Origin of the sequence: Lysinibacillus sp. K60, from assembly GCF_019731275.1 — a bacterium.
Lineage (GTDB): Bacteria > Bacillota > Bacilli > Bacillales_A > Planococcaceae > Lysinibacillus > Lysinibacillus capsici.
Genome location: NZ_JAASJR010000009.1, coordinates 153,762 through 174,164, shown reverse-complemented (window position 1 = coordinate 174,164; position 20,403 = coordinate 153,762). Strand labels below are relative to the sequence as shown.

Here is a 20,403-nt window from a genome sequence, read left to right as displayed (position 1 = left end):
ATATAATTAATTGTAGTAGAGAAGTACTTTACTAACCCATTGCGTGTGGGCTAGTAAAGTACTTCTCTTTTTTTATCTTAAAACTAAAAAGGGCGTGTTATGTATGACAACAACTTTAGTAATTGCAGAAAAGAAGGAAGCTGCAAAATCAATAGCACAGGCACTATCTCCTCAATTCACTGAGAAAGAAGGATACATTCAAGGTTCTAACAATTTAATATTCACATGGGCTAGTGGACATCTTGTTGAGATAAAATCACCAGAAGAAATGAATAAAGAATGGGGAGAATGGGCTTGGGATACCCTTCCTATGATTCCAGAAAATATACAATTAAAGGCTAAACCTAAAGTTAAAAAGCAGTTAGATATCATTCAAAAACTAGAAAAGCAGGCTAGTGTCATTGTTAACGCAGCTGATTCAGGTACAGAAGGTGAAGTAATCTTTAACTTTATCGCTATTTATCTCCGCTTTAATAAGCCTATATATCGCTTATGGACTTCATCTTTGCAACCAGGGGCTATTCAAAAGGCATATAAGGAATTAAAGCCTGCAAGTGCTTATAATGCCTTAAAACAAGCAGGATTCTCTAGGGCTATCTCTGACTGGATTATTGGGTTAAATGCTACTAGAGCATTAACTCTTGCTGCTGGTGGGAAAATAATACACGCAGGTCGAGTTCAAACACCAGTACTAGCATTAGTTTATGATCGCCATAAAGAAAGATCGTTATTTAAAAAGATGAAGTTCTACCCTTTATTAGCTACATTTTCTCAAGGTACAGAAAAATATCAAGGGTACTTTGCAGGCGACCACATTATTAATCTAGATGAAGCAAAATCGATCACCGCACAAATTAACGCCAAGCAAGGAACCATTACAGACATTAAAGAGGAGCAAAAGAAAACACCGCCACCGCTACTTATGGATCTAACGGACTTATCAAGAATTGCCAATCAAAAATACAGCTATACAGCAATTAAGACGCTTGAAATTGTTCAGTCCTTATATTTAAAGAAATATGTAACATACCCGCGTACCGGGTCCAGATATACAACTGCAGATGAAATACCTTTAATGCATAATTCATTTGATGTATTAAAAAATCAATTTCCTAAGCTAGCAACTAACGGTGATAAAGGTCTTGTTAATGTAGCAAACACAAGAATAGTCAATCCTAAAAAAGTAGTTGATCACCATGCTCTTTTACCAGAACCAGTAATTGCAACAAATCTTAGTAAGGAAGAAGAAAATATCTATATGATAATTGTGGAGCGGTTCTTCACACAATTTCAAAAATCTATGGAATTTATACAAACAAAAATAAAAACTGAAATTCAAGGGTATAATTTTGAGTCCACATACAAACAACCTTTGAGTCTAGGGTGGACTGCTATTATAAATTCAGAAGATGATGAAAATGACACTAAAGAATCTAATGACTTTACAGGAATCCCAAAACTTATTAAAGGAGGAGTATCGTGTGAAGATGTGGAAATAGAAGAAAAAGAAACATCAGCACCAGCTGCCTACACTGACGGATCTTTAATTCAGATGATGTCTAATATCAGTAATAAAATTTCGGATCCAATTTTGAAAGCTAAATTAAAAGATTGTGGAATTGGAACCAGTGCTACTAGGGCTACTATTATAAAAAAATTAATTGATACTGAATACCTTGCTTATGAGAAAAAATCAATCACAATAACTAATAAAGGTATTAATGTAATCGAAATCTTAAGAACAACAAATATTAGCTTATTAACTTCGCCTGAATTAACAGCTGAATGGGAAAAAGAATTAGAGCAGGTCAGAAATGGGAAATCAAGCAAACCATTTATGGATGGTATTAAAAAATTTGCGAACCTCATTGTAGATGAGGCGAAAAAGCTGAATTTAGATTCAAACGATTTTACTCAAAATTACGGAAAGTGTCCGAAATGCGGTAAGAATATATTAAAGAATAAAAAGAGTTATTATTGCTCAGGCTACAATGAAGGTTGTAAATTTTTCATATGGAGTAATCAGTATAATAAAAATATAACCCCTAAAATGATGGAACAATTACTATTAAAAGGTAAAACAAACATACTTTCATTTTCATCGAAAAATGAGACGAAATCCTCATTTAAGGCGAAATTGATTTTGCCCGAAAACCTAGATGGCGGTAGGCTTGAACTTGAATTTGGCGCTAAAAAATAAACAATTCTGAATTATCTAGTCCTTTTGCATTTAGGTATATAATAATGTAGAATGAAAAAGACCTTCACATTAACAAAATATAACATTATTGAAAAACATAAATTGTAAAAGGATGGATGATTCTTAATGGGCCGTCAAATTAAATACGAATTTCTCCGTATAATAGATCGAATAGAGGAAGAAAATATACTAATAGTAATTACGAATATTAGAGAGGTTTCAAGAGATTCGAAAACTGGAAATGTAAGTGTGCAATCTCACCATTCACATTCAGAAGAATATCCTTTAAATAATATCCCTAGACATATCCAGATATTAAATGCCATCGAACCAACTCAAATAAGCCCTCAAGAATTTGACCAACTCACTAAACTGTATAAAAATGATATTGAAAGCTTTTTACTTTATAATCCAAAATATTAAATCTCTAGAGAATGTTCTCTTAGAAGGGCGGTTTGTGAGATATGAATAGTACTAACTTTGATACTAATTTAGAACATACAATGGATTTGTTTCAAAATTATCCTTATATGCAGGATGTTATTACAGAACATAAGTTAGAAAATGATCTACATCGTATTAAATGGCACTTTTTCGAAGAGGAATATGTGAAAGGACAATTCGAGAAAATCTTAGAAACTTTTGAACTCTTAACATCATCTAATATTCCAAACATTATTTCTGGACGTTCTAGTGCAGTCCAAGATTATGTAACTATTGGAAACCAATTACATGTATTTTCTAGAGAACAAGCAAGACACGAATTGAATTTATCAAATGAGGAAGTAGCTCGACTTTTTTCTAAGGTAGAATTAGGTGGAGCAAGGTACTGTACTAAAGATGATCCTCAACAACTTTAAATTTTTAGAAAGCGACAGGGACATGACCTGTTGTTTTTCTTTATTGAGTATTTATTTTCTACTTAATTAACTATTAACAAAGTCACATATATGTGGTAATATAAAGTAAATTTAATGTGAAAATTGCGAAGAACGCATTTATTCTTAATGGGATAATTGCGTTCTTTTTTGTGTTCAAAAAAATTAATTGAAGATTATTTCTATGGAAAATCGTTATTTTGCGTACTTTCATTAAGCGCATTATTATTAAGTCATTCAGAGTAAAAAAATTACAAGGGGGAATAAATTATGTTTGACACTATAAAAAAAGAAATGATTCAAACTCTTCAACACATGTCAATAGACGATAATTTTATTGAAAAGCAGGATAAAATTGATTCACTTTTTAATATATTAATTTCTGCTAAATTACATATACCTAAGTTATTTGAAGAAGTTCCAGTCCTTGATAAATATGAAGGTCGTAGGAACTTCTCGAACAATTTAAACGGCTATCCTTTAATTAGAAAACTCAAAGGCGGAATACTTCAAATAAGTAATGAGATTGACATTTATGTTCCTGAAACTATTATTCGCTCTCAAAACTTAAAACATGGGGACATTATTAAACCATTAAAAAATAACAATATGGATGGTTACTATTTTCAAAAATTAAAGGATGGTCCAAAAATAGATAATGATACACGTGGAGAGATCGATTACTGTATTATTTCAGAAAACAAAATTGATCAACAATTTACTGCTTCACAACATTTGGTAGATGGTCAACCTAAGCTGATAAAACTAGATAATGACTTACCAATAACATTCATAATCAGTTTAGAGGATACTCAAAAATTCAAATTAGAACCTGGAAGTATCGTGAGTATTGCTTATGACATTAGAAATCCAAAAATGAATAGAGTTATCTGGAATTATGAAGAAACAGCTGTTCCTAAAAGACCTAAGCCTTCAGGACATTACAAGTCATCAAATACATCTAGCTCTGAGATTGAAGAACCTAATAATGAAATAGCAGTAAATAAAGACGATCTGTGGGTAAGATTCGAAAATACTAAGAATTTTTTGATTGAGAAAAAAGTACTTTTGATTGGATCAGATTTTAAAAAGGCTCAATATAGTCAATTGGCACATGAGGTTAATTTCGACCTAACAGTTATGACAGGTCATGAAAGGGAATCACAAATACAAGCAGCTATTCGAAACAGCGATATGGTTCTAATTGCGAGTGGGCATTTATCTCACCACCGTTCAGAATTACCGCGAGATATTTGTAAGTTATATGGAATTCCTATGCGATTTATTTCATCAAATGTAGCTGGTATGAAAAGAGGACTTCTTGATTTAATTGAAAACCCAGAAGTTCTTGTCTCAAACTCTTATTAAGGAGATAAATTGCATGTTAAAGAAAACTATATATCCAGTATTACTTCTAGGAACTTACATTTTACTATTATGTTCAGGTTTAGCGTATATTTCATTTGTAGCGCTCGGAGCAGAAGATATTTTTATTAATATTCTCAAACATCTTATTATTTACTAAGTTAAAGGAGGTACTGTCATGTTTAAAAAACTCATACCAAACAAAACTAAAAGTAATCCAACTATTTCTTTGCACAATGGTAAACACGAATTTACTTTTTTTACATCAACTGAATCTTTTGAGAGTATCAAAAGATTTTTAGAAAATAGATCAGAAAAGCAATTGCTAACTCGTTTAGAACTATCCAACTTAATTGAAGGGAAGTTAGATAATTTTTCTACAAATTCAGAAGTACAAGCACATCTAATGTCTATAATGCCAAATTTAATTAATCTTGCATTTCAGCAAAGGAGTTATACATTTATTTTTCAGCAGGACATTCTAACAGATCTTAGTCGCTCTGAGGAGCTTCAGCAAGCTGTATTTTCAATAACCCATACAAAATACTATGATTCATTAACTCATATTCTTGATTATTTATTACGTTATAAAGAACCACATGAGCCCTTGAGTTTTATGGAAGTATACTTGGTCTATACACTTGTAAACAGCATTTTATATAACACTTCTCAGTATACTGATGAAGTCTAACATTACATAAGTTTTAGTTCTCTTTGAAATTCAACTTGAAAGGAAATCAACGATGTCACATGAGGATTTTTTGAAGAAGTTACCATCTAGCAAAGGCATCTGGATGGCCTTGGCCACAATAAATGAATTGGTTAATGAGGGATTTACTCATGAGGATGCAAATAAGATTCTGTGGTATGCAGTGCAAGAGCATGCTACTCATGTATATGTAGAGAATAATAGTAATTTAAACTAATAGTGGAGGAATATAAACATGGTCTTTAATGTTGCTACTACTGTATCAGCAAATGTCGTTAAATTACCTTCGTATACAGTAGTAATACAAATGAATATGGGTAGCTATAGCTTTGAGTTACTTACCAACTATGAATTTATAGCTGGGAGTAAAGAAGCAGCCCTTAAAGTAGCTGCTGATATGTTGAAAGAACTTATACCATATGTAGAAGTTTATTACGATTTTAATAAGGATGGACTATCAATAAACATTAAAGATAATAAGTACTTTGATAGCACAGAAATACGTAATTTTGAAATCTATGATGAGTCTCAAATTGATCTTGTTTCTAATAAATCGTCGCTTGGTTTCGAGATTGGTCTTAATTGCTACTCATTTGTCACAGAAGAGAAGTTTTATGAACATATTGAGATGAATACTAATTCTTCATCTATAATCAAATTTGAAGCTGTAGGGTATGGAATAGCACTCTTAAATTAATATTGAGCCCCATAGCTCTATATGTTATCGTTTTATTAATTCAATATTCTTTTTGATGCTACGGAAGCACCGATACATCGTCATTTTGACATGTATTGGTGCTTTTTTATTTATTATTAAACGGGGTGATCAATATAGAAATTACTGTGATAATAGCAGAAAAGTCAGATGCTGCCCACGCAATAGCAAGTGCTCTTACAAATGATTATAAAGAATGTCCAGGTTATCTAATGGGAAATAACGGTCTACTTATCACTTGGACTCAAGGGCATCTTTTAACACTTCAGGAGCCCGACGAAATTAATCCAGAATGGGAGGATTGGTCTTGGGATACCTTACCTATCCTTCCAACCTATTTGCCGCTTAAACCGCTTCCTAACGCCCAAAAACAGCTAGATGTCATTGCTAGATTAATTAAAAACTGTCATGTAGTAGTAAATGCTATGGATGCTGGTATAGAAGGAGAATTAATATTTGCATATTTGGCCATTTATCTAAGATTCTTAGATTTTCCCACTAAACGTCTGTGGACCGCTTCATTACAACCCTCTGCCATAAAAAAGGCTTATGAAGACATGAAGGATATTAAAGAGTATCAACATTTAAGAAATGCCGGATTAGCACGGAGTATGGGAGACTATATATTAGGAATTAATAGCACTAGAAGTATCACCCTGGCAGGGGGAGGAAAGACTTTATCGGCTGGTCGAATACTTTCACCAACATTGGCCTTAATCTATGATCGTCAGATAGCAAGGGACCAATTCGAAGAAGAAATTTACTATGGTATTAAGGCTACATTTCAACAAGGTTCCATTTATTATGATTCCTCTTTCAAAGGAGATCGATTAATTGATTATGATGAGGTTGAAAAAATAATTAATCTAGTGGAGAAACAAGAAGGGCAAGTTCAGTTTACAGATGATACAAAGCTTCAAATGCCCCCATATCTTCCTAACCTAACCGATGTGACTGTAATGGCCAATCAACGCTATGGAATAAAGGTATCTGATGGTGTGAAAATCCTCCAGAAACTTTATCTGAAAAAATTGATAACATATCCCAGGACATCGAGTAGATATGTTACACCTGATGAATTGGATCTTCTTCATAGGTCTTATAAGGCTCTCATTGAAGTATTTCCAAATTTAAAGAAGGGAAGCGAAATCAGCAGGGTTAACTTGAATAACAAACGAATCTTTAATCCGGAAAATGTTCAAGACCATCATGCAATATTACCTGAAGCTACAAAGCCAGTGGATCTAACGGAAGAAGAGACTTTAGTATATCAAATAATTGTAGAAAGATTCTTTTTGCAGTTCCAAGCGCCCGTAAAGACTTTGCAAAGGAAAGTTTTAACCGTAGTTAATGATTACAATTTTCAAACCACATTTAAAAAAGTAATTGATTATGGCTGGAAAGGGTTAAATTTAGATTTTACACATCTCCTTATTAAAGAGCAGGACGATGATGAAATGTTGGAAGAAGAAGTTGATGTATTACCAGATATTCAGATGGATATTGCAATTAAAAATATTGGATTGGAAGTGAAGGAAAAAAAGACAACAGCACCGCCACTCTACACTGAAGGTTCACTTATGAAATTGATGGAAAACATCAGCTCACTCATTACAAATAAAAAGTATAAAGATGCACTTAAAGGATGTGGAATAGGTACAAGCGCAACGCGTGCTGAAACCATAAAAAAACTACAGGACAACGGTTATGTAATTTCTCAAAAAAGGAAGTTAGAGGTTACTAAATTAGGAAAAGCCGTCATTCAGCTCCTGCGGAAGAGTAAATCACATTTACTTACTTCACCAGAGCTCACTGCGAAATGGGAACTTGAATTAGAGGAAATCAAAAAAGGAAAAGACTCAAAGCACTTTAATGATGCAGTAGCTAATTTCACATTAAACTTTGTGGAGGAAATGAAAGACTTATCACTATCTGATAATGCATTGTCTGCTTTCTCAGCAAAATGTCCATCATGCGGCAAGCCTCTAAATGAAAATAAAAAGGTCTATTACTGCACTCAAGATGATACAGATTGTACTTTTTATATTTGGAAGAATCAGTACAACAAAAGTATCACCAAAAAAATGTTAGATGATCTTATTCAAAAAGGGGAGACATCTCTGTTAACCTTCAAAACAAAGGACGGAACAAGAAAATATAAAGCTCGATTTAAATTAGTCATGCCAATTAAACAAGGGAAGCTTCAACTGGAATATATTTAATCTAAAACTATTAAATGTTTATATATTACTTAACAAAATAAATAAAATGCTGCTGCGAAATACTTGCAGACCAAAAAAATGCTGGGTGCTCAATTAAAAAAACACCTAGTATTTTTTATCTTGATTAAAAAGTTATATGAAAATGAAACTACATATGCTCTTTTTTCAGTTGTTGATGTCTTGAGTTATGGTAAGACTACAGAATGTACTGATATAAATTCAGTAACTGAAATTTGATATTGAGTATCTGTACTTACATTAAACTGATTTGCTTTGGTTATCCAAATTAGAGCCTGATTTTATATACCAATATATTCATATATAGTAAAATGATATTATATGCCATAGTTTTGGGGGAATGAAAGTTGCAGAAAAACAAGGTTAATGATCTGAAAATGAATAATTTGTACAAAAGGTTTATAATGTCAACATTATGCTTACTAACAATTGCTGGTTGTACTAATCAAGAGACTACAAATAAGGTAAACAAAAATGAAGAAATACATGATATAAAGGAAATGAAAGAATTATCAGCTGAAGATCAAAAGCGTCAAGAAAAAGCTGAAAACATTGAGAAAAGTATAATTGAACTTATTGAACAGGAAGACTATTTAGATACAATCACCCATTATAAAAATTCATTTATTACAAATGTCGATAAAAAATTAAAACCAACAGAAAAAACGATTGAACTTTATAATATTGCTGTTGAAAAATATATAGAAAAAGCTGAAACCTTTAATTACTATGATTACAATCTTTTATCTTTAGATATGGAAAACTTAAATGACAATGTTCTATCTCTTATAAATAAAAAATTCCCAACAAACATTGAAGAAATTGAAACATTTATAAAAAATAACGAAGAAGAAGCACGTGAAAGTTATGCAAATATGAAAGCTGAAAAAGAAGCAAAGGAAAAAGCTAGAATAATTGAGGAAGCCAAAAATCGAGTATACATAGGAATGACAAAAGAACAAGTTCTCGCTACTAATTGGGGCAAACCTAATGATATTAACCGAACGATTACTTCTGATCATATATCAGAACAATGGGTGTATTCCATATATGAAAAATATCTTTATTTTGAAGATGGAATATTGGTAGCAATACAAGATTAATGCCCAGAAGTATCTGGATAGTGAAATATTAACCTTCAAAACAAAGGACGGAACAAGAAAATATAAAGCTCGATTTAAATTAGTCATGCCAATTAAACAAGGGAAGCTTCAATTGGAGTATATATAATTTTATACCTATTTTATTGGAGATACAATTATATCGAATATTAACGGCACTAATATTTGATAATGTAGCAGCCAGTTGCCTTTACTTGTATTATAACACTTTGGAAATTATCCGTTAGTCTACTAATGAATTATAATATGGAGGTGTAAAAACAAGGGGAGGAATCAATGTATGAACCACAATGATCAAGAAGAAAAACCATTTTTTGAAGAAATGAAAGAATTAATTAACCGTAACGAGATAGCAATGCTAAAAAGAAATAATAAAGTTGTTTAAGAACACAGCTAGAAACAGGGAATCTATGCAGTTAAATAATATTAATACACAATAAAGTTATTTAAAAGGAGAGTTAGTTATGAAAATTCCGTTTGAAACACATACAATTTATATCACTTTGGATGATGCAAAAATCTATGAATTAAAAAGTGATTTTACAAAAGTAGAAGTAAAAGAAATGAAATACCCAAGTAGAGAAAACCCTATAATGGGGCTACATAAAAAGCAGTTTGATTTTGCAAAAGGTTGGTTATTAGATAAGAATAATCCTTTCAAAATGGATGTTGAAACTGCTGTAATTTACAATCGAATAGGTTTCATATCTAATGGAGAATTCAACGACTTTATTAAGCCATAAACAACATTAATATCTCAACACAAATGCTTGGATTTATGATGGTGATTTTAACAATATTTGTATTTTTCATCATAATTGTAATGGATCTAATTCTTAGATAAAAATAACGTGCTAAAAACTCTTGTTCAGTTTTAGCACGTTTTATTTTAAGCTTTTATTTATATAAGCCTTCAAAATCGATATAAACATAAAATCGATAATGTCAATATAACAACGTAAAAGAATGTATTAAACAAGATCCTTTTGCGACGGATTTTTTTAAAATCAGATTTTGTTCTAACATCGCATAATCCTTTAAAAAGCATTCTAACTTCATCTTCAGGTGTATCAATGTTAACATTCTCTAATAACTTACTTACTTTATCTTTATTTTCTTTTGGAATTGCAAATACTTCAACATATTTACGGCATTTCTGATCCATTTTAAATATTGAAACTAAAATACCACTCATATAGACATCCCACCTTCTATTTCTCCTTATTCAATGCTTCACTAACACGCTCGATAGCACGTTCCCTTGTTTCATCAGCCATATTAACATAGAGACTCGTTGTATTTAGGTTAGAGTGTCCTAATTGATCACTTAACAATTTAATATCTCCATCATTTTCCTCATAATAGAGCAATGAGAAAGAATGTCGTAATTTGTGTGGAGATAGCCCCTTAATATTAGTTGAATGAGTCACTTGAGCCAGATAAGCTGAAGTATACTTTTGAACAATATTCTGAATTGCCCTGTGTGATATATTTTTAATTCCACCATGACTAGTTACAAAGAGAAAAGGGGAGTATTCTGCACCAGAATATCGCTTGTTACGCACTTCTAGGTACCTTTCAATAGCCATTAATGAATCAATAGTGATAGATATTGTTTCATGGCCGCCACCTTTTCGATCAATAGAGATTTTCACATTATGAAAGTCTATATTATTTATTTCTAGTGACACCAATTCATTTAGTCGAATACCACTACCAAGAAATAAAGAACAAATTGCAAAGTCTCGTTCCTTATCTCTTTTAAAAGTAGCTAATTTCCTATGATTTTCTTCAACTGTTTGTTCATAACCATTCGATAAGAATTCTAAAAACCCCTTTATTTGATGCTGTTTTAGAATTTTATCATTCAATGCATCAGCTCTGGTTGCAGGGGATACTTTAATGCGTTTCAAAGGGAATTTTTCCATTACATTTCTCTCGATATATGTGTCACCGGCAGCATTTTCCGTTTCGTTTACCAGGTAATTAAACAGGGAACGTAAGGCACTTTTAGCTCTATTAACTGTTGTATCTTTCCTTGTTTCATATACTTTCTTTTCTTTCTTTTTTTCAGAAGCAATATTTTCATTTAGTAATTTATCAAAATATGTCTTAACAACATCTTTACGAAGGCAATCTAACGATTCTAAAGGTATATCTTTTGCCGATTTAACATCAACAATGCGATCACTTATCAACCAATTAAAAAAACTTCTATATTCGTAAATATACTTTGATAAGGTATTTGCTGAAAAGTCATCTTTTTTAGCTTCATAAAACTCTGTGATGTAGTAGGGAAGTTCCTTTAAATTTTCTATTGATAATCTTTTCATATTTTGTTCTTCTTGGGTAAGTGCCAAAAAAAATCACTCCTTTTAACCAAAATCAGAACAAAAGTTCGCATAATACAATTTTTACGAACATTTGTTCTATTTATTGTTATGTACTTACTAATTTATTCTTTCGACATAGCTTTCCAAAAGAGACATCTATATCTTCATCTGTTGGGTTTGGTCCACAATTGTCTACGTCACACATTAAATACACATGATCTGGAACATAAGGGTAACTATCAAGAAACTTCTGATGGCCTTTGTAGCTCAAATAATCCCTTATATAATCAACTATGTCCCCATAATAAAACCATTCAACTTTATCACCTTTAAAGAAATAGCTAATAATTTTTTCTGCTAATGGACGTGGGGGTAACGTTAATCCTCTAATATAGGAACTAAGAGTACCCTTTGGAATTTCTAACAACTTAGCCATATCAGATAATGATAGTCCAGAAGCTTCTTGAATTGCTTTTAATCTAGCTGCTACTTTTATGTTATTCGGTTTCATGGACCTATTTGGTATAGGATTCATTAAATAATCACTCCAAGTTGGAAAAGATATGTTTAACCATTTATTTTCATAGTATTAAGCCTTTTAGTTTTCAGCGGGATTGATAATGCTATTGGAATAGCACATAATACACTTGCTAAAACATTAAATAAATCGTTAGTTTTAAATATGATTAGAATTAAAATGATAAGTATGGTATAATGACAGAAAATTTCGAGTTTCAACTGATTTAATGTTTTCTTTCTAAGTAGTAAAGAACCAATAGACAAACACAGTAATGTTATAAACAACAAAGCTAATAGTATCTCCAAATTTTTCACCTCTATATCAATTTTACCATATTAGCCGATTTACCACTACTAGATATTCGTAAAATTTGTATTATGCGAATATCTAGATAGAACATATGTTCTATCCCTTTTACGTAAATGTCTGCACACAACTCAATCGTGATGCACACAACTTAGCCATGATGTAAACAACTCAATCACGACGTACACAACTTAGTCATGATGCAAAAAAATAAGAAGATCACCGATATATCAATACTTTGATTTTATGCTTACTTATTCCATCACGAATGAGTTGTGATCAAAAAATATAATCATTCAAATTACATCACGATTAAGTTGTGTTTTTTATAATATTTGTGGCGTATGAATCAGTGTTTGTAGAGAATTTACGGCACTACTAAGTTGTGTGTAGACAGTAAAAATTTTTACAAGATATTGTACATGGTCATGTTCATGGACAATATCTTGCTGACACATTGGTCAAGAACTTCTGGACAGTTTATTTTTTTGCCGTGATCGTCTGTACATCCTTGTCCTTTTCAAATTAAATCCGGATTTCTTGACTTTTATTATAGACATGAATGTCCAGACAATAATAATAATGTCTAAAAGTTCTTGTCTTCATTTTTGGACAAGAACCTTTAGACAAATTAATAACATATTAATTTGCTTTTACTTAAAAGACTTAATGATTGAAATGCTTAATCTAAAAGTGAAAAGTTCATATTTTGTATGATTTCTTCTAAAGAAATAGATGTTTTTTGGGAGAACTCTTTAATTTCTAACCATATATTCCAATGCCCATCCTCACTACTTATATCAGTGCAATATGTATGAGTCCATTCGTCTTTATATGGATAAGATACTAGTCCATAATTGTTTAAAATCACAATGTGTTCCCTTAATTTATATCGATCTATTCCAGTAGATTCTTCAATCAATGCAATATGAACCTGCGAATTAACTGTCCGTTCTAACATAATTTTAAATATGGAGCGAGTGTCTGGTGATAATTTCCTAAGAATATCTACCTTATCATTTATTTGTTGTATCATTGGAAACAATTCTTCTTCGTTATGTTTCCATCCAATAACACTGTTCATATTATTTAGTGATTGACAGTATTGAAAACCTTGAAGACTTGTCCTATCTACAATAGAGTTATAAAGTTTATCAGCTACATCGCTATATTTCTTTTCGTGTGCTTTCTTCATCTCCTGTAATCTATTTACTGGAAATTTTACCACATCATCTGTCTCTTTATGATGTTCGTGACAGAGTAATATTAAGTTAGCAGCAGCTCTTCTATCCTCATTAGTTTGATTTTTATTAAATCGTTCACCGCCAGGCATTGCCGCTTCAATATGACAGATCACGCCTACTAATACACCTTTATCGTTTAATATAGTTTGATAACATCCAGGGAAAGCACATTGATTTCCCGATTTTAAATATAATTCCCTCAAAACATCTTTTGTCGGTGGCAGTCTTTTAGGTTCTTCCATAACTTACATTCCTCCAGGTTATCATTCATTTACTTTTGAATTTAGATTGCGCCATTTTTTGATAATCACAGGAACCATGATTAGTGATGAACTAATAAAGAGTGCAGCCCATAGCATGGACGATTGATCATTAATTAACACAAAGCTATATAAGAAAGAATTATTAACAAATAGTGCAAACAACAATAGTGACCTAATAAAGTCGATTTTTTTATTATGTCTTCGAATGAAAAATGTTCCAATAGTTGCTAAACCTACTATGAAAGAAAAACTGCTTATAAGAATAGTGAACCACATATTAATTCCCCTCTTTTTTAGTTTACTGTTTTACCGCTTTCCGATAAAACATCGTCTAATCCCATTCACCTCTAATATTCATCAGCTTTACCTTCATCTATCTTTAAAGTAATCTTGAATAATCTGTTGAGCAGCCTTACTATCGGTTAGTTTTTGATCTTTAGCATACTTTGAAAGTTGTGAATGAGTATCTTTAGGAAGAATAACTACAACCCGTTTATCTGAACTCTCAACCGTTAATATGTTGTCAATAATTATAACTTCGCCATTACTTGCATACTGATTCAGTGTTAGAAGGCTTTCAATATGCATAGTTTCTTCTGACATATCCCAGGAACTTACCTTTACTCTAACTGCTATGTGAGTATCAGTTAACATTAATTGAGCATTTTCAATCCCATATGTAGCATAGATAGCATCTACAAAATTGTATTTATTCTTATCTGAGATGGGTATCTTGAAATACACATACATCGACTGAGCATTTACAGCTGGTTTATGGATAGAATAGAGCGGTTTTAAGCCTTCTAAGCTTTCATATTGGATAAAACCTGTCTCTTCATAAACTCCCCATTTAGCGCCGTTCTTGACGATTCTGTAGGGCTTTCCTTCAGCATCTACAAATGACTGTAACAATGCAATATCATATTTAGAATTATAATACTTGTTCTTTGACTTAAAATGAGAAAAAGAATTTTCGAGAACTAATTTATCTAATCTGGCTTTAATATCTGGTGTAATCAAAAATACTTCGCGCAAACCCTGTGTACCTTTGGGAATTTCAATATCATGCTCAGCTGCCAATTTTTTTAAAACAATTTGATTAATACCGTTTTGTTTAGCATAGGCGTTTAAGCTAATATAATCTGTTTCGATAGTCATTTTTGCTTTTAATGATTCGACACTTTCAACTGTAAAAAGTCTCTGGCCATTAATTGTGTATTTGAGGTTAGGTTGGTCTATTTCCTTTAGTAAACCCTTTTTAATGTACTGATAAACAGTCATTTCTACTACACCTAATAGTTCAGTTATTTCTTGAATTGTGTAGCCTTTAACCTGCTCTTTTTTCAACTGATTCATTCCTTTCAAAACCCAACAAGCTGTGAGTCCCTCCATGTCTCGTTGTATGATGAACTTGTACAACCACGTTAATATCCCAATTGACACTATATGAACATTATATTACGCATTCATTTCACCCTCACTGAACAATTTCCCTCATATTGTTCAGTTAGATATTTTCTTTAAAGAGTTTATCAGGTCATTGTAAAACCTCTCAGATACAGTAAAGCCACAAGGTTTATCTTGAACAGGAAAATTAATATTCGGCTGTTGTTCAAGAAAGCTTTTCATTTCTAAATACAATTCAACTTCAATATTAAATTGTTCATTATAACGGTCAAATTCTATTTGAATGGCTTTAACGGAATCTAGTTCAGATATTTCCATGAGTTGAGAAATTAACGATTCTACTCTTAACGAAGGGATATCTTTTATATATATTCTTTGACTATTTGAATCAAATGCCCCATATAATTTCTTTTCTTCATGTATTATTTCCCCATTTGTAATTATGAATTTTACCGTCTTATATATTAGGGCCAATTTNATTAGCGTCTTTCTCCAATTCTGCCCTCAATCGGATAAACTTCCATTTGAGTTTATGTTTTTCGAACATCTCCACTTCCCCCTGTTACTGTATATTTCTAATATGAATTTAGAACTTCAAACATTATCCTTTTCCTATAAAGCGTGTAACTTTCTTAACTTGCTCCATTGTAATTCGAGGAGTAACACCTTGTATCCAATGCTCTTTATATTTACCTGCCCACACAATCGGTCTACTTGCTAACCACTCATGGTCAAATAATCGTTCCCAAGTTTTTGCAACTTCTTCTTTAGGAAATCCTCTTTTATTTAAATAATCCCATTCTTTTTCACTATAAGTTATTGGATTATTATTTAGAATGGAATGCCATTCCTCGTATGATGACCATAAAATTTTATCTTCTGGCACATCTAATTTTAAAATTACCCATCTTTCACCTTTTGTTGCAAGTGCTTTTTCATTTCCGCTTGGCTTTCGTTGCCATAGCCATACAGGATTGTTTTCCACTTTGCAATTGGCTATGCGTTTCTCCATTTGAATTATCATCCAATCATAGGCTTCTGGAAACATAGCAAATTTCTTATCTCCTTCTAGGTATCCTTGCTCTCGCATTTTCTTATAAATAATTTCAGGTTGAACAGTATATACAATCAAAAATACCCCTCCCCATACTATAAGCCTTCCTATTATTTCATCTGTTACCTGTTTTATTCTCTATCGCAACATAAATGGCATCACAAGTTCTTCAGATATAGATCTATTTTGGTAATTCATTTCGTTCACCTCACTATAACAATACAATTTATCCTTAAATATCCAACTACCATCTCAGAGCAATCGACGTGCATGATAGTACATCCATTTAATTTTCGATTCGTCTGAGAACGCATTTTTCTTAGACCATTTTTTATTTAGTTTTCCATAATTTAATCATAACATAATATATATTTGTAACAAATAAAAATTAAATATATATATTTAGCTTTAATATCTAAACTATATATTTATGGTTATAATAAATAAATGGAGCATTTTTTTAGGTGTTCTATATTTTGGTATGTAGTACAATTAATTTATAGATATATGTGTATAAGAGTTGAACTGCTGTTCTTCTGGTTCCCCCTGGTTTGTTTTTATTAATCAAAGGAATGAACAGTTTAGACTTTAGTGTCTGAGAAAATAAAAAGTTTAGACTTCGCTGTCAATCTTAGACACCAAAGTCTAAACTAAAACATTGAAAATGTTGATATTATGGGATTTGTTTAGTATAGACTTTGGTGTCCATTTACAGTGTATGTCCAAGGACATTATGTGCAGCAATTTCTGAGTTTCAAATGGTATAGATTAAATAATAGGAGTGATAGTATGCCGTTGTACTTATTTGTAGTAAATTATGAGATACCAGGACCGGCTAAGGGGCTTGTAAATGCGGAAAATGAATGGGAAGCTGAGGGCTTAATAGAACAAGCAAAACGCTGTGAGGAAGATCAAATAACTTTAAGAGAAATTAGAGATTTTGAGGAGTTAAAAGAAATAATTGGAGAAAACGGTGTGATACAGTTTTCGTAAAAGGAAATGTATTTAATGAGAAATATATAAATTAAGGAGATGAACTTGTGGAAACAATTAAAACGAACAGGAGTTATTTAGTATGTTAGATAATCCAATTATTAATCTAATGGAACAGCCAATAGACTTCTTCAATGATCTTAGATTGAAACGGAAAATCCCTATATGGTGGAAATATAGAAAGCTTCACAAAATATTTGGTTCCTGGAATTTGGGAGATATAGAATACATGAGGATTTACTTATTCATGTATAAGAACGAACAATTTTTAAGATTAAAGTTAGAATCTAATCAAGAGTATTTTGATAACACACTGGAATATTTGAAAATTCTAAAGCCGAATAAATCTATAGAAGATAGAGAAAGGTTTAAAATACTATTCCAGGATTTTCTCGCTGTTCACAAAGAAATTGCTGATAGTTTAGATGAAGTCGTAAGAAAATTGAAAAGAAAGAAGAGTTGGAATTTCAAAAGGAGTTACATTTGTTGAAAAATGAAGGAGATTTCGAAAAAATGTATAGGGTCTTACTTTCCTTTAGAGAGAGATACGGCAATGGTGTGTGGGTAGCAATTGGACCTGTTATTAATCATTTATACGAACTACAGCAAATCAAGGATGGTGGAGACATTCAAAGCATTTGTTTAGGTGATTATCTGGAAAACGAAGGTTCCTGGTTGCCAACAGTTTTTGCTTTAGATTACTACTCTGCTGTGGATGCCCTAGAAGAAAAAATTAATACAGTTGCACATAGCGATGCATGGCGATCGGCTGTAGAAGAAGCATTTTTAACAATCTATGAAGTAGATGATGGAAGTTATGGTTTGAAACATGCTGTTGAAGCAAAGAATCCTGCCCTACTATCACCAAGAATTGGCTAAAGGAATAAGGAAAATAATTTGAAGCGGCTTGGGGGTATAAATATTGAAAATTATTAAAAATCTAAAGCTATTTTTTAACAAGGAATCAGAAGTAATTAGATACAATGAATCGGCATATATGTGGAGAACAAAGAAAATGAGATAAATGGACTTTCCTATACTACATCTCCTTTCTATTTGAATGATATCACTCGTGCAACCTTGAGAACATATGCAATGGCTCGTAAAGGACGAAAAGCATTTAAAGTAGAAGGAATAAACCATATTTCCTTAGATTCTTATGAAATGCATCCGTTTTATTGGAACAATTTAAAAAGTGATTCATTTTGTGGGCATTTTCTAAGTATAAAGGAAATTTACACCGAAAAAGATTATTTTCTTGTTATTGACCAATTAAAAAATTTAAAAGTGAAATTTAGAGATAATATGAAATTAATAAACTATCTAAATCTAGCAGAGGAAGAATATAAAAATTATATATCCATGTCTAAAACAACAAACAACTGGATTCTAGTATATGTTGATGAAGAACATGTTCAAAAATTTATTAATTATATTCAACAATACCCCTCCTTTAAATATGAGGAGTTAAATCTTTAAGAAAATGAAAGGATGTGACTCTTATTCATATGAAAGTTGAAAAAGAAGAAGTAATTGCAGATGTAACAGGCGCTGGTATCGGTGTTGCTAGTGTTGGAGTAAGTTTTATAGGAGCCTAGTGGTTTAGCTGCTACTGGGGCACTTGTTGGAGGAGGAATGGCTCTAGGAATCGTAGTTGTATCAGCTGCACCAGTTTTACCTAGGGCAGCTGGATTTGCTTCAGTTAAAGGATATAAGAAATATAAAGCTAAAAATAAAGGCCAATCGTAGAAAGTAGTGGAATCCACTATTTATTACGAATTCCCCAAATAAATAGGATTACAAATATTTTGCGAACCAAGGTTTGAAAAAGTAGGAGGTCAAAATATGGATATACTTAACATAGAAAGCGGCCTTCCTAGCACTGCTTCCTTTAACTTGAATTATGATCAACAACATATGCAATACCTTCATAACTTAGCTGATCGGTCTGAGGCTAACCATATGCCACGTTTCGAACAGTTTACTGATCGAGACATGGTAATGTGGTACCTTTATCATTCAAACCAGTTGTTCAGCAGCCGCGGCCGCAGCAATCGTTCGACTTTAAAATACAAAGCAGAAATTGAGCAGTTTCTTAACTACCTACTATTATATAGTGAGGAAATTGGCATAGACATAGGAGAAATAAAGGATAGCTCATTGTTTAAATCCTTGCAGCCGAGGCACATACGTAGATACCAGGAGTGGCTTGCTACTAATAGTCCCTATGTACAGAAGAAACCTGCAGGTTATTCTATTGCTACTTTGGAGAGAAAAACAACAATTTTAAAAGGTTTCTTTAAACAGTTATTTGAAAGTAAATATATCCATGAGCCGTTACATGAGGGCTTTAAATCTGTAAGTGTAAAGAGTAATGATCGGCCCAATCGTGATATGGGACCAACTGAAGTTGTAGAGCTTCTGAAATACTTTGAAGAAACTAATAATCCCATTATGTTTACGCTTATTCTGGTTTTAGTGACTACTGGTATGCGCAACGAAGAACTTTGTACATTAAATGTTGAACAGATGCGGAAAGATACAATTAAAGGTGGATATTACCTAGATGTCTTAGGGAAAGGTAGGAAATGGCGTAGAATCCCATTAAAAGATAAAGTTGCAGCAAGCATTAAAGAGTTCAGAAAGATAAGGGGTTTAGCATCAATAGAGACAGCTGATAAGCACTCACCCTTATTCACTACTAAAACAGGTAATGCCTATTCCCCTAGTTATCTAGACCAGGTATTCAAACGGGAATTTTCAAAGATAGCAAATGAAAGAGTCATCACGCCTCATATTTTTCGACATGCTTTCGCTATTATCTCCCATCTTAATGGTGCAGACATATATAGAATAATGCAGTCACTGGGGCATGAAAAAATAGAGACCACTATCATTTATATGGAGAAGGTTTTGGCCACTGATCAACATGCTATTCATGAGTGGGAAGTGACTAACTTTGAGGGTTATATCTAAATTTTATTCTTAACTATTTTTTTAAAAATTTCCTCTGAAAAGTTTACTATTTATATTAAGAATGGGAAACTTATATATA

The 20,403-nt window shown here is 32.0% G+C and carries 21 protein-coding genes; 14 read left to right on the top strand and 7 right to left on the bottom strand.

The genetic code is table 11. From position 1 onward, the window contains the following. The first annotated feature begins 103 nt into the window (after positions 1-103). The 9 genes from HCH28_RS18865 (at position 104) to HCH28_RS18825 (ending at position 9,971) form a co-directional block, all read left to right on the top strand. Positions 104-2,200: a type IA DNA topoisomerase gene (locus tag HCH28_RS18865; RefSeq protein WP_221682640.1), complete on the top strand. Its 2,097-nt coding sequence runs from the start codon at positions 104-106 to the stop codon at positions 2,198-2,200. Positions 2,201-2,326: 126 nt separating this feature from the next. Then, a complete protein-coding gene (locus tag HCH28_RS18860; RefSeq protein WP_099805656.1) occupies positions 2,327-2,623 on the top strand; it encodes a hypothetical protein in 297 nt (98 codons plus the stop codon). 41 nt (positions 2,624-2,664) lie between these two features. Beyond that, a complete protein-coding gene (locus HCH28_RS18855) occupies positions 2,665-3,060 on the top strand; it encodes a hypothetical protein (RefSeq protein ID WP_221682639.1) in 396 nt (131 codons plus the stop codon). Positions 3,061-3,348: 288 nt separating this feature from the next. Next, positions 3,349-4,446, top strand: a complete 1,098-nt coding sequence (locus HCH28_RS18850) for a DUF2325 domain-containing protein (protein ID WP_221682638.1) — start codon at positions 3,349-3,351, stop codon at positions 4,444-4,446. A 175-nt stretch (positions 4,447-4,621) separates the two neighbouring features. Continuing rightward, positions 4,622-5,134 carry a hypothetical protein gene (locus HCH28_RS18845; protein ID WP_221682637.1) on the top strand — a complete coding sequence of 171 codons (513 nt, stop codon included), beginning with the start codon at positions 4,622-4,624 and terminating at the stop codon, positions 5,132-5,134. A gap of 253 nt (positions 5,135-5,387) precedes the next feature. Further along, positions 5,388-5,849, top strand: a complete 462-nt coding sequence (locus tag HCH28_RS18840; protein WP_221682636.1) for a hypothetical protein — start codon at positions 5,388-5,390, stop codon at positions 5,847-5,849. A gap of 146 nt (positions 5,850-5,995) precedes the next feature. After that, positions 5,996-8,089 carry a type IA DNA topoisomerase gene (locus tag HCH28_RS18835; protein ID WP_221682635.1) on the top strand — a complete coding sequence of 698 codons (2,094 nt, stop codon included), beginning with the start codon at positions 5,996-5,998 and terminating at the stop codon, positions 8,087-8,089. A gap of 365 nt (positions 8,090-8,454) precedes the next feature. Beyond that, positions 8,455-9,210 carry a DUF2845 domain-containing protein gene (locus HCH28_RS18830; RefSeq protein ID WP_221682634.1) on the top strand — a complete coding sequence of 252 codons (756 nt, stop codon included), beginning with the start codon at positions 8,455-8,457 and terminating at the stop codon, positions 9,208-9,210. Positions 9,211-9,692: 482 nt separating this feature from the next. Beyond that, positions 9,693-9,971, top strand: coding sequence for a hypothetical protein (locus HCH28_RS18825; protein ID WP_221682633.1), 279 nt, complete (start codon positions 9,693-9,695; stop codon positions 9,969-9,971). Positions 9,972-10,141: 170 nt separating this feature from the next. Here HCH28_RS18825 and HCH28_RS18820 read toward each other — a convergent pair whose 3' ends face one another. The 7 genes from HCH28_RS18820 to HCH28_RS18790 all read right to left on the bottom strand — a co-directional run bounded on the left by HCH28_RS18820 (position 10,142) and on the right by HCH28_RS18790 (position 16,433). Next, entirely contained in the window at positions 10,142-10,423 is a 282-nt protein-coding gene (locus HCH28_RS18820) for a hypothetical protein (RefSeq protein ID WP_221682632.1), read from the bottom strand. 16 nt (positions 10,424-10,439) lie between these two features. Further along, positions 10,440-11,588, bottom strand: a complete 1,149-nt coding sequence (gene xerS / locus HCH28_RS18815) for a tyrosine recombinase XerS (RefSeq protein WP_221682631.1) — start codon at positions 11,586-11,588, stop codon at positions 10,440-10,442. A gap of 79 nt (positions 11,589-11,667) precedes the next feature. Then, the gene (locus HCH28_RS18810) at positions 11,668-12,096 is read right to left on the bottom strand and encodes a helix-turn-helix domain-containing protein (RefSeq protein ID WP_221682630.1); all 429 of its coding nucleotides are present in this window, start codon (positions 12,094-12,096) and stop codon (positions 11,668-11,670) included. 973 nt (positions 12,097-13,069) lie between these two features. Next, the gene (locus HCH28_RS18805) at positions 13,070-13,873 is read right to left on the bottom strand and encodes a hypothetical protein (RefSeq protein ID WP_221682629.1); all 804 of its coding nucleotides are present in this window, start codon (positions 13,871-13,873) and stop codon (positions 13,070-13,072) included. A gap of 390 nt (positions 13,874-14,263) precedes the next feature. Further along, positions 14,264-15,250: a helix-turn-helix domain-containing protein gene (locus HCH28_RS18800; RefSeq protein WP_221682628.1), complete on the bottom strand. Its 987-nt coding sequence runs from the start codon at positions 15,248-15,250 to the stop codon at positions 14,264-14,266. A 147-nt stretch (positions 15,251-15,397) separates the two neighbouring features. Then, positions 15,398-15,775, bottom strand: coding sequence for a hypothetical protein (locus tag HCH28_RS18795; RefSeq protein WP_221682627.1), 378 nt, complete (start codon positions 15,773-15,775; stop codon positions 15,398-15,400). Between the two features lie 127 nt (positions 15,776-15,902). Beyond that, the gene (locus HCH28_RS18790) at positions 15,903-16,433 is read right to left on the bottom strand and encodes a DUF3841 domain-containing protein (protein WP_221682626.1); all 531 of its coding nucleotides are present in this window, start codon (positions 16,431-16,433) and stop codon (positions 15,903-15,905) included. A gap of 711 nt (positions 16,434-17,144) precedes the next feature. Here HCH28_RS18790 and HCH28_RS18785 point away from each other — a divergent pair. The 5 genes from HCH28_RS18785 to HCH28_RS18765 all read left to right on the top strand — a co-directional run bounded on the left by HCH28_RS18785 (position 17,145) and on the right by HCH28_RS18765 (position 20,324). Continuing rightward, on the top strand, positions 17,145-17,348 hold the full coding sequence (locus tag HCH28_RS18785) for a hypothetical protein (protein WP_221682625.1): 204 nt from the start codon (positions 17,145-17,147) through the stop codon (positions 17,346-17,348). Between the two features lie 82 nt (positions 17,349-17,430). After that, positions 17,431-17,838, top strand: coding sequence for a hypothetical protein (locus tag HCH28_RS18780; RefSeq protein WP_221682624.1), 408 nt, complete (start codon positions 17,431-17,433; stop codon positions 17,836-17,838). Further along, positions 17,835-18,227: a hypothetical protein gene (locus HCH28_RS18775; protein WP_221682623.1), complete on the top strand. Its 393-nt coding sequence runs from the start codon at positions 17,835-17,837 to the stop codon at positions 18,225-18,227. The genes HCH28_RS18780 and HCH28_RS18775 overlap by 4 nt, the downstream gene beginning before the upstream one ends. 120 nt (positions 18,228-18,347) lie before the next feature. Then, the gene (locus HCH28_RS18770) at positions 18,348-18,827 is read left to right on the top strand and encodes a hypothetical protein (RefSeq protein WP_221682622.1); all 480 of its coding nucleotides are present in this window, start codon (positions 18,348-18,350) and stop codon (positions 18,825-18,827) included. Positions 18,828-19,193: 366 nt separating this feature from the next. Beyond that, positions 19,194-20,324 (top strand): tyrosine-type recombinase/integrase, encoded by a 1,131-nt coding sequence (locus HCH28_RS18765; protein WP_221682621.1) that lies wholly within the window; start codon positions 19,194-19,196, stop codon positions 20,322-20,324. The last annotated feature ends 79 nt before the right edge of the window (positions 20,325-20,403 follow it).

What these genes read in the sequence shown, in the direction of transcription:
- HCH28_RS18860 (WP_099805656.1), top strand. Translation starts at nt 2,327, where the DNA reads ATGGGCCGTCAAATTAAATACGAATTTCTCCGTATAATAGATCGAATA.
- HCH28_RS18800 (WP_221682628.1), bottom strand. Translation starts at nt 15,250, where the DNA reads ATGAATCAGTTGAAAAAAGAGCAGGTTAAAGGCTACACAATTCAAGAA.
- HCH28_RS18855 (WP_221682639.1), top strand. Translation starts at nt 2,665, where the DNA reads ATGAATAGTACTAACTTTGATACTAATTTAGAACATACAATGGATTTG.
- HCH28_RS18810 (WP_221682630.1), bottom strand. Translation starts at nt 12,096, where the DNA reads ATGAATCCTATACCAAATAGGTCCATGAAACCGAATAACATAAAAGTA.
- HCH28_RS18780 (WP_221682624.1), top strand. Translation starts at nt 17,431, where the DNA reads ATGTTAGATAATCCAATTATTAATCTAATGGAACAGCCAATAGACTTC.
- HCH28_RS18840 (WP_221682636.1), top strand. Translation starts at nt 5,388, where the DNA reads ATGGTCTTTAATGTTGCTACTACTGTATCAGCAAATGTCGTTAAATTA.
- HCH28_RS18785 (WP_221682625.1), top strand. Translation starts at nt 17,145, where the DNA reads ATGCCGTTGTACTTATTTGTAGTAAATTATGAGATACCAGGACCGGCT.
- HCH28_RS18765 (WP_221682621.1), top strand. Translation starts at nt 19,194, where the DNA reads ATGGATATACTTAACATAGAAAGCGGCCTTCCTAGCACTGCTTCCTTT.
- HCH28_RS18820 (WP_221682632.1), bottom strand. Translation starts at nt 10,423, where the DNA reads ATGAGTGGTATTTTAGTTTCAATATTTAAAATGGATCAGAAATGCCGT.
- HCH28_RS18845 (WP_221682637.1), top strand. Translation starts at nt 4,622, where the DNA reads ATGTTTAAAAAACTCATACCAAACAAAACTAAAAGTAATCCAACTATT.
- HCH28_RS18850 (WP_221682638.1), top strand. Translation starts at nt 3,349, where the DNA reads ATGTTTGACACTATAAAAAAAGAAATGATTCAAACTCTTCAACACATG.
- HCH28_RS18865 (WP_221682640.1), top strand. Translation starts at nt 104, where the DNA reads ATGACAACAACTTTAGTAATTGCAGAAAAGAAGGAAGCTGCAAAATCA.
- HCH28_RS18825 (WP_221682633.1), top strand. Translation starts at nt 9,693, where the DNA reads ATGAAAATTCCGTTTGAAACACATACAATTTATATCACTTTGGATGAT.
- HCH28_RS18805 (WP_221682629.1), bottom strand. Translation starts at nt 13,873, where the DNA reads ATGGAAGAACCTAAAAGACTGCCACCGACAAAAGATGTTTTGAGGGAA.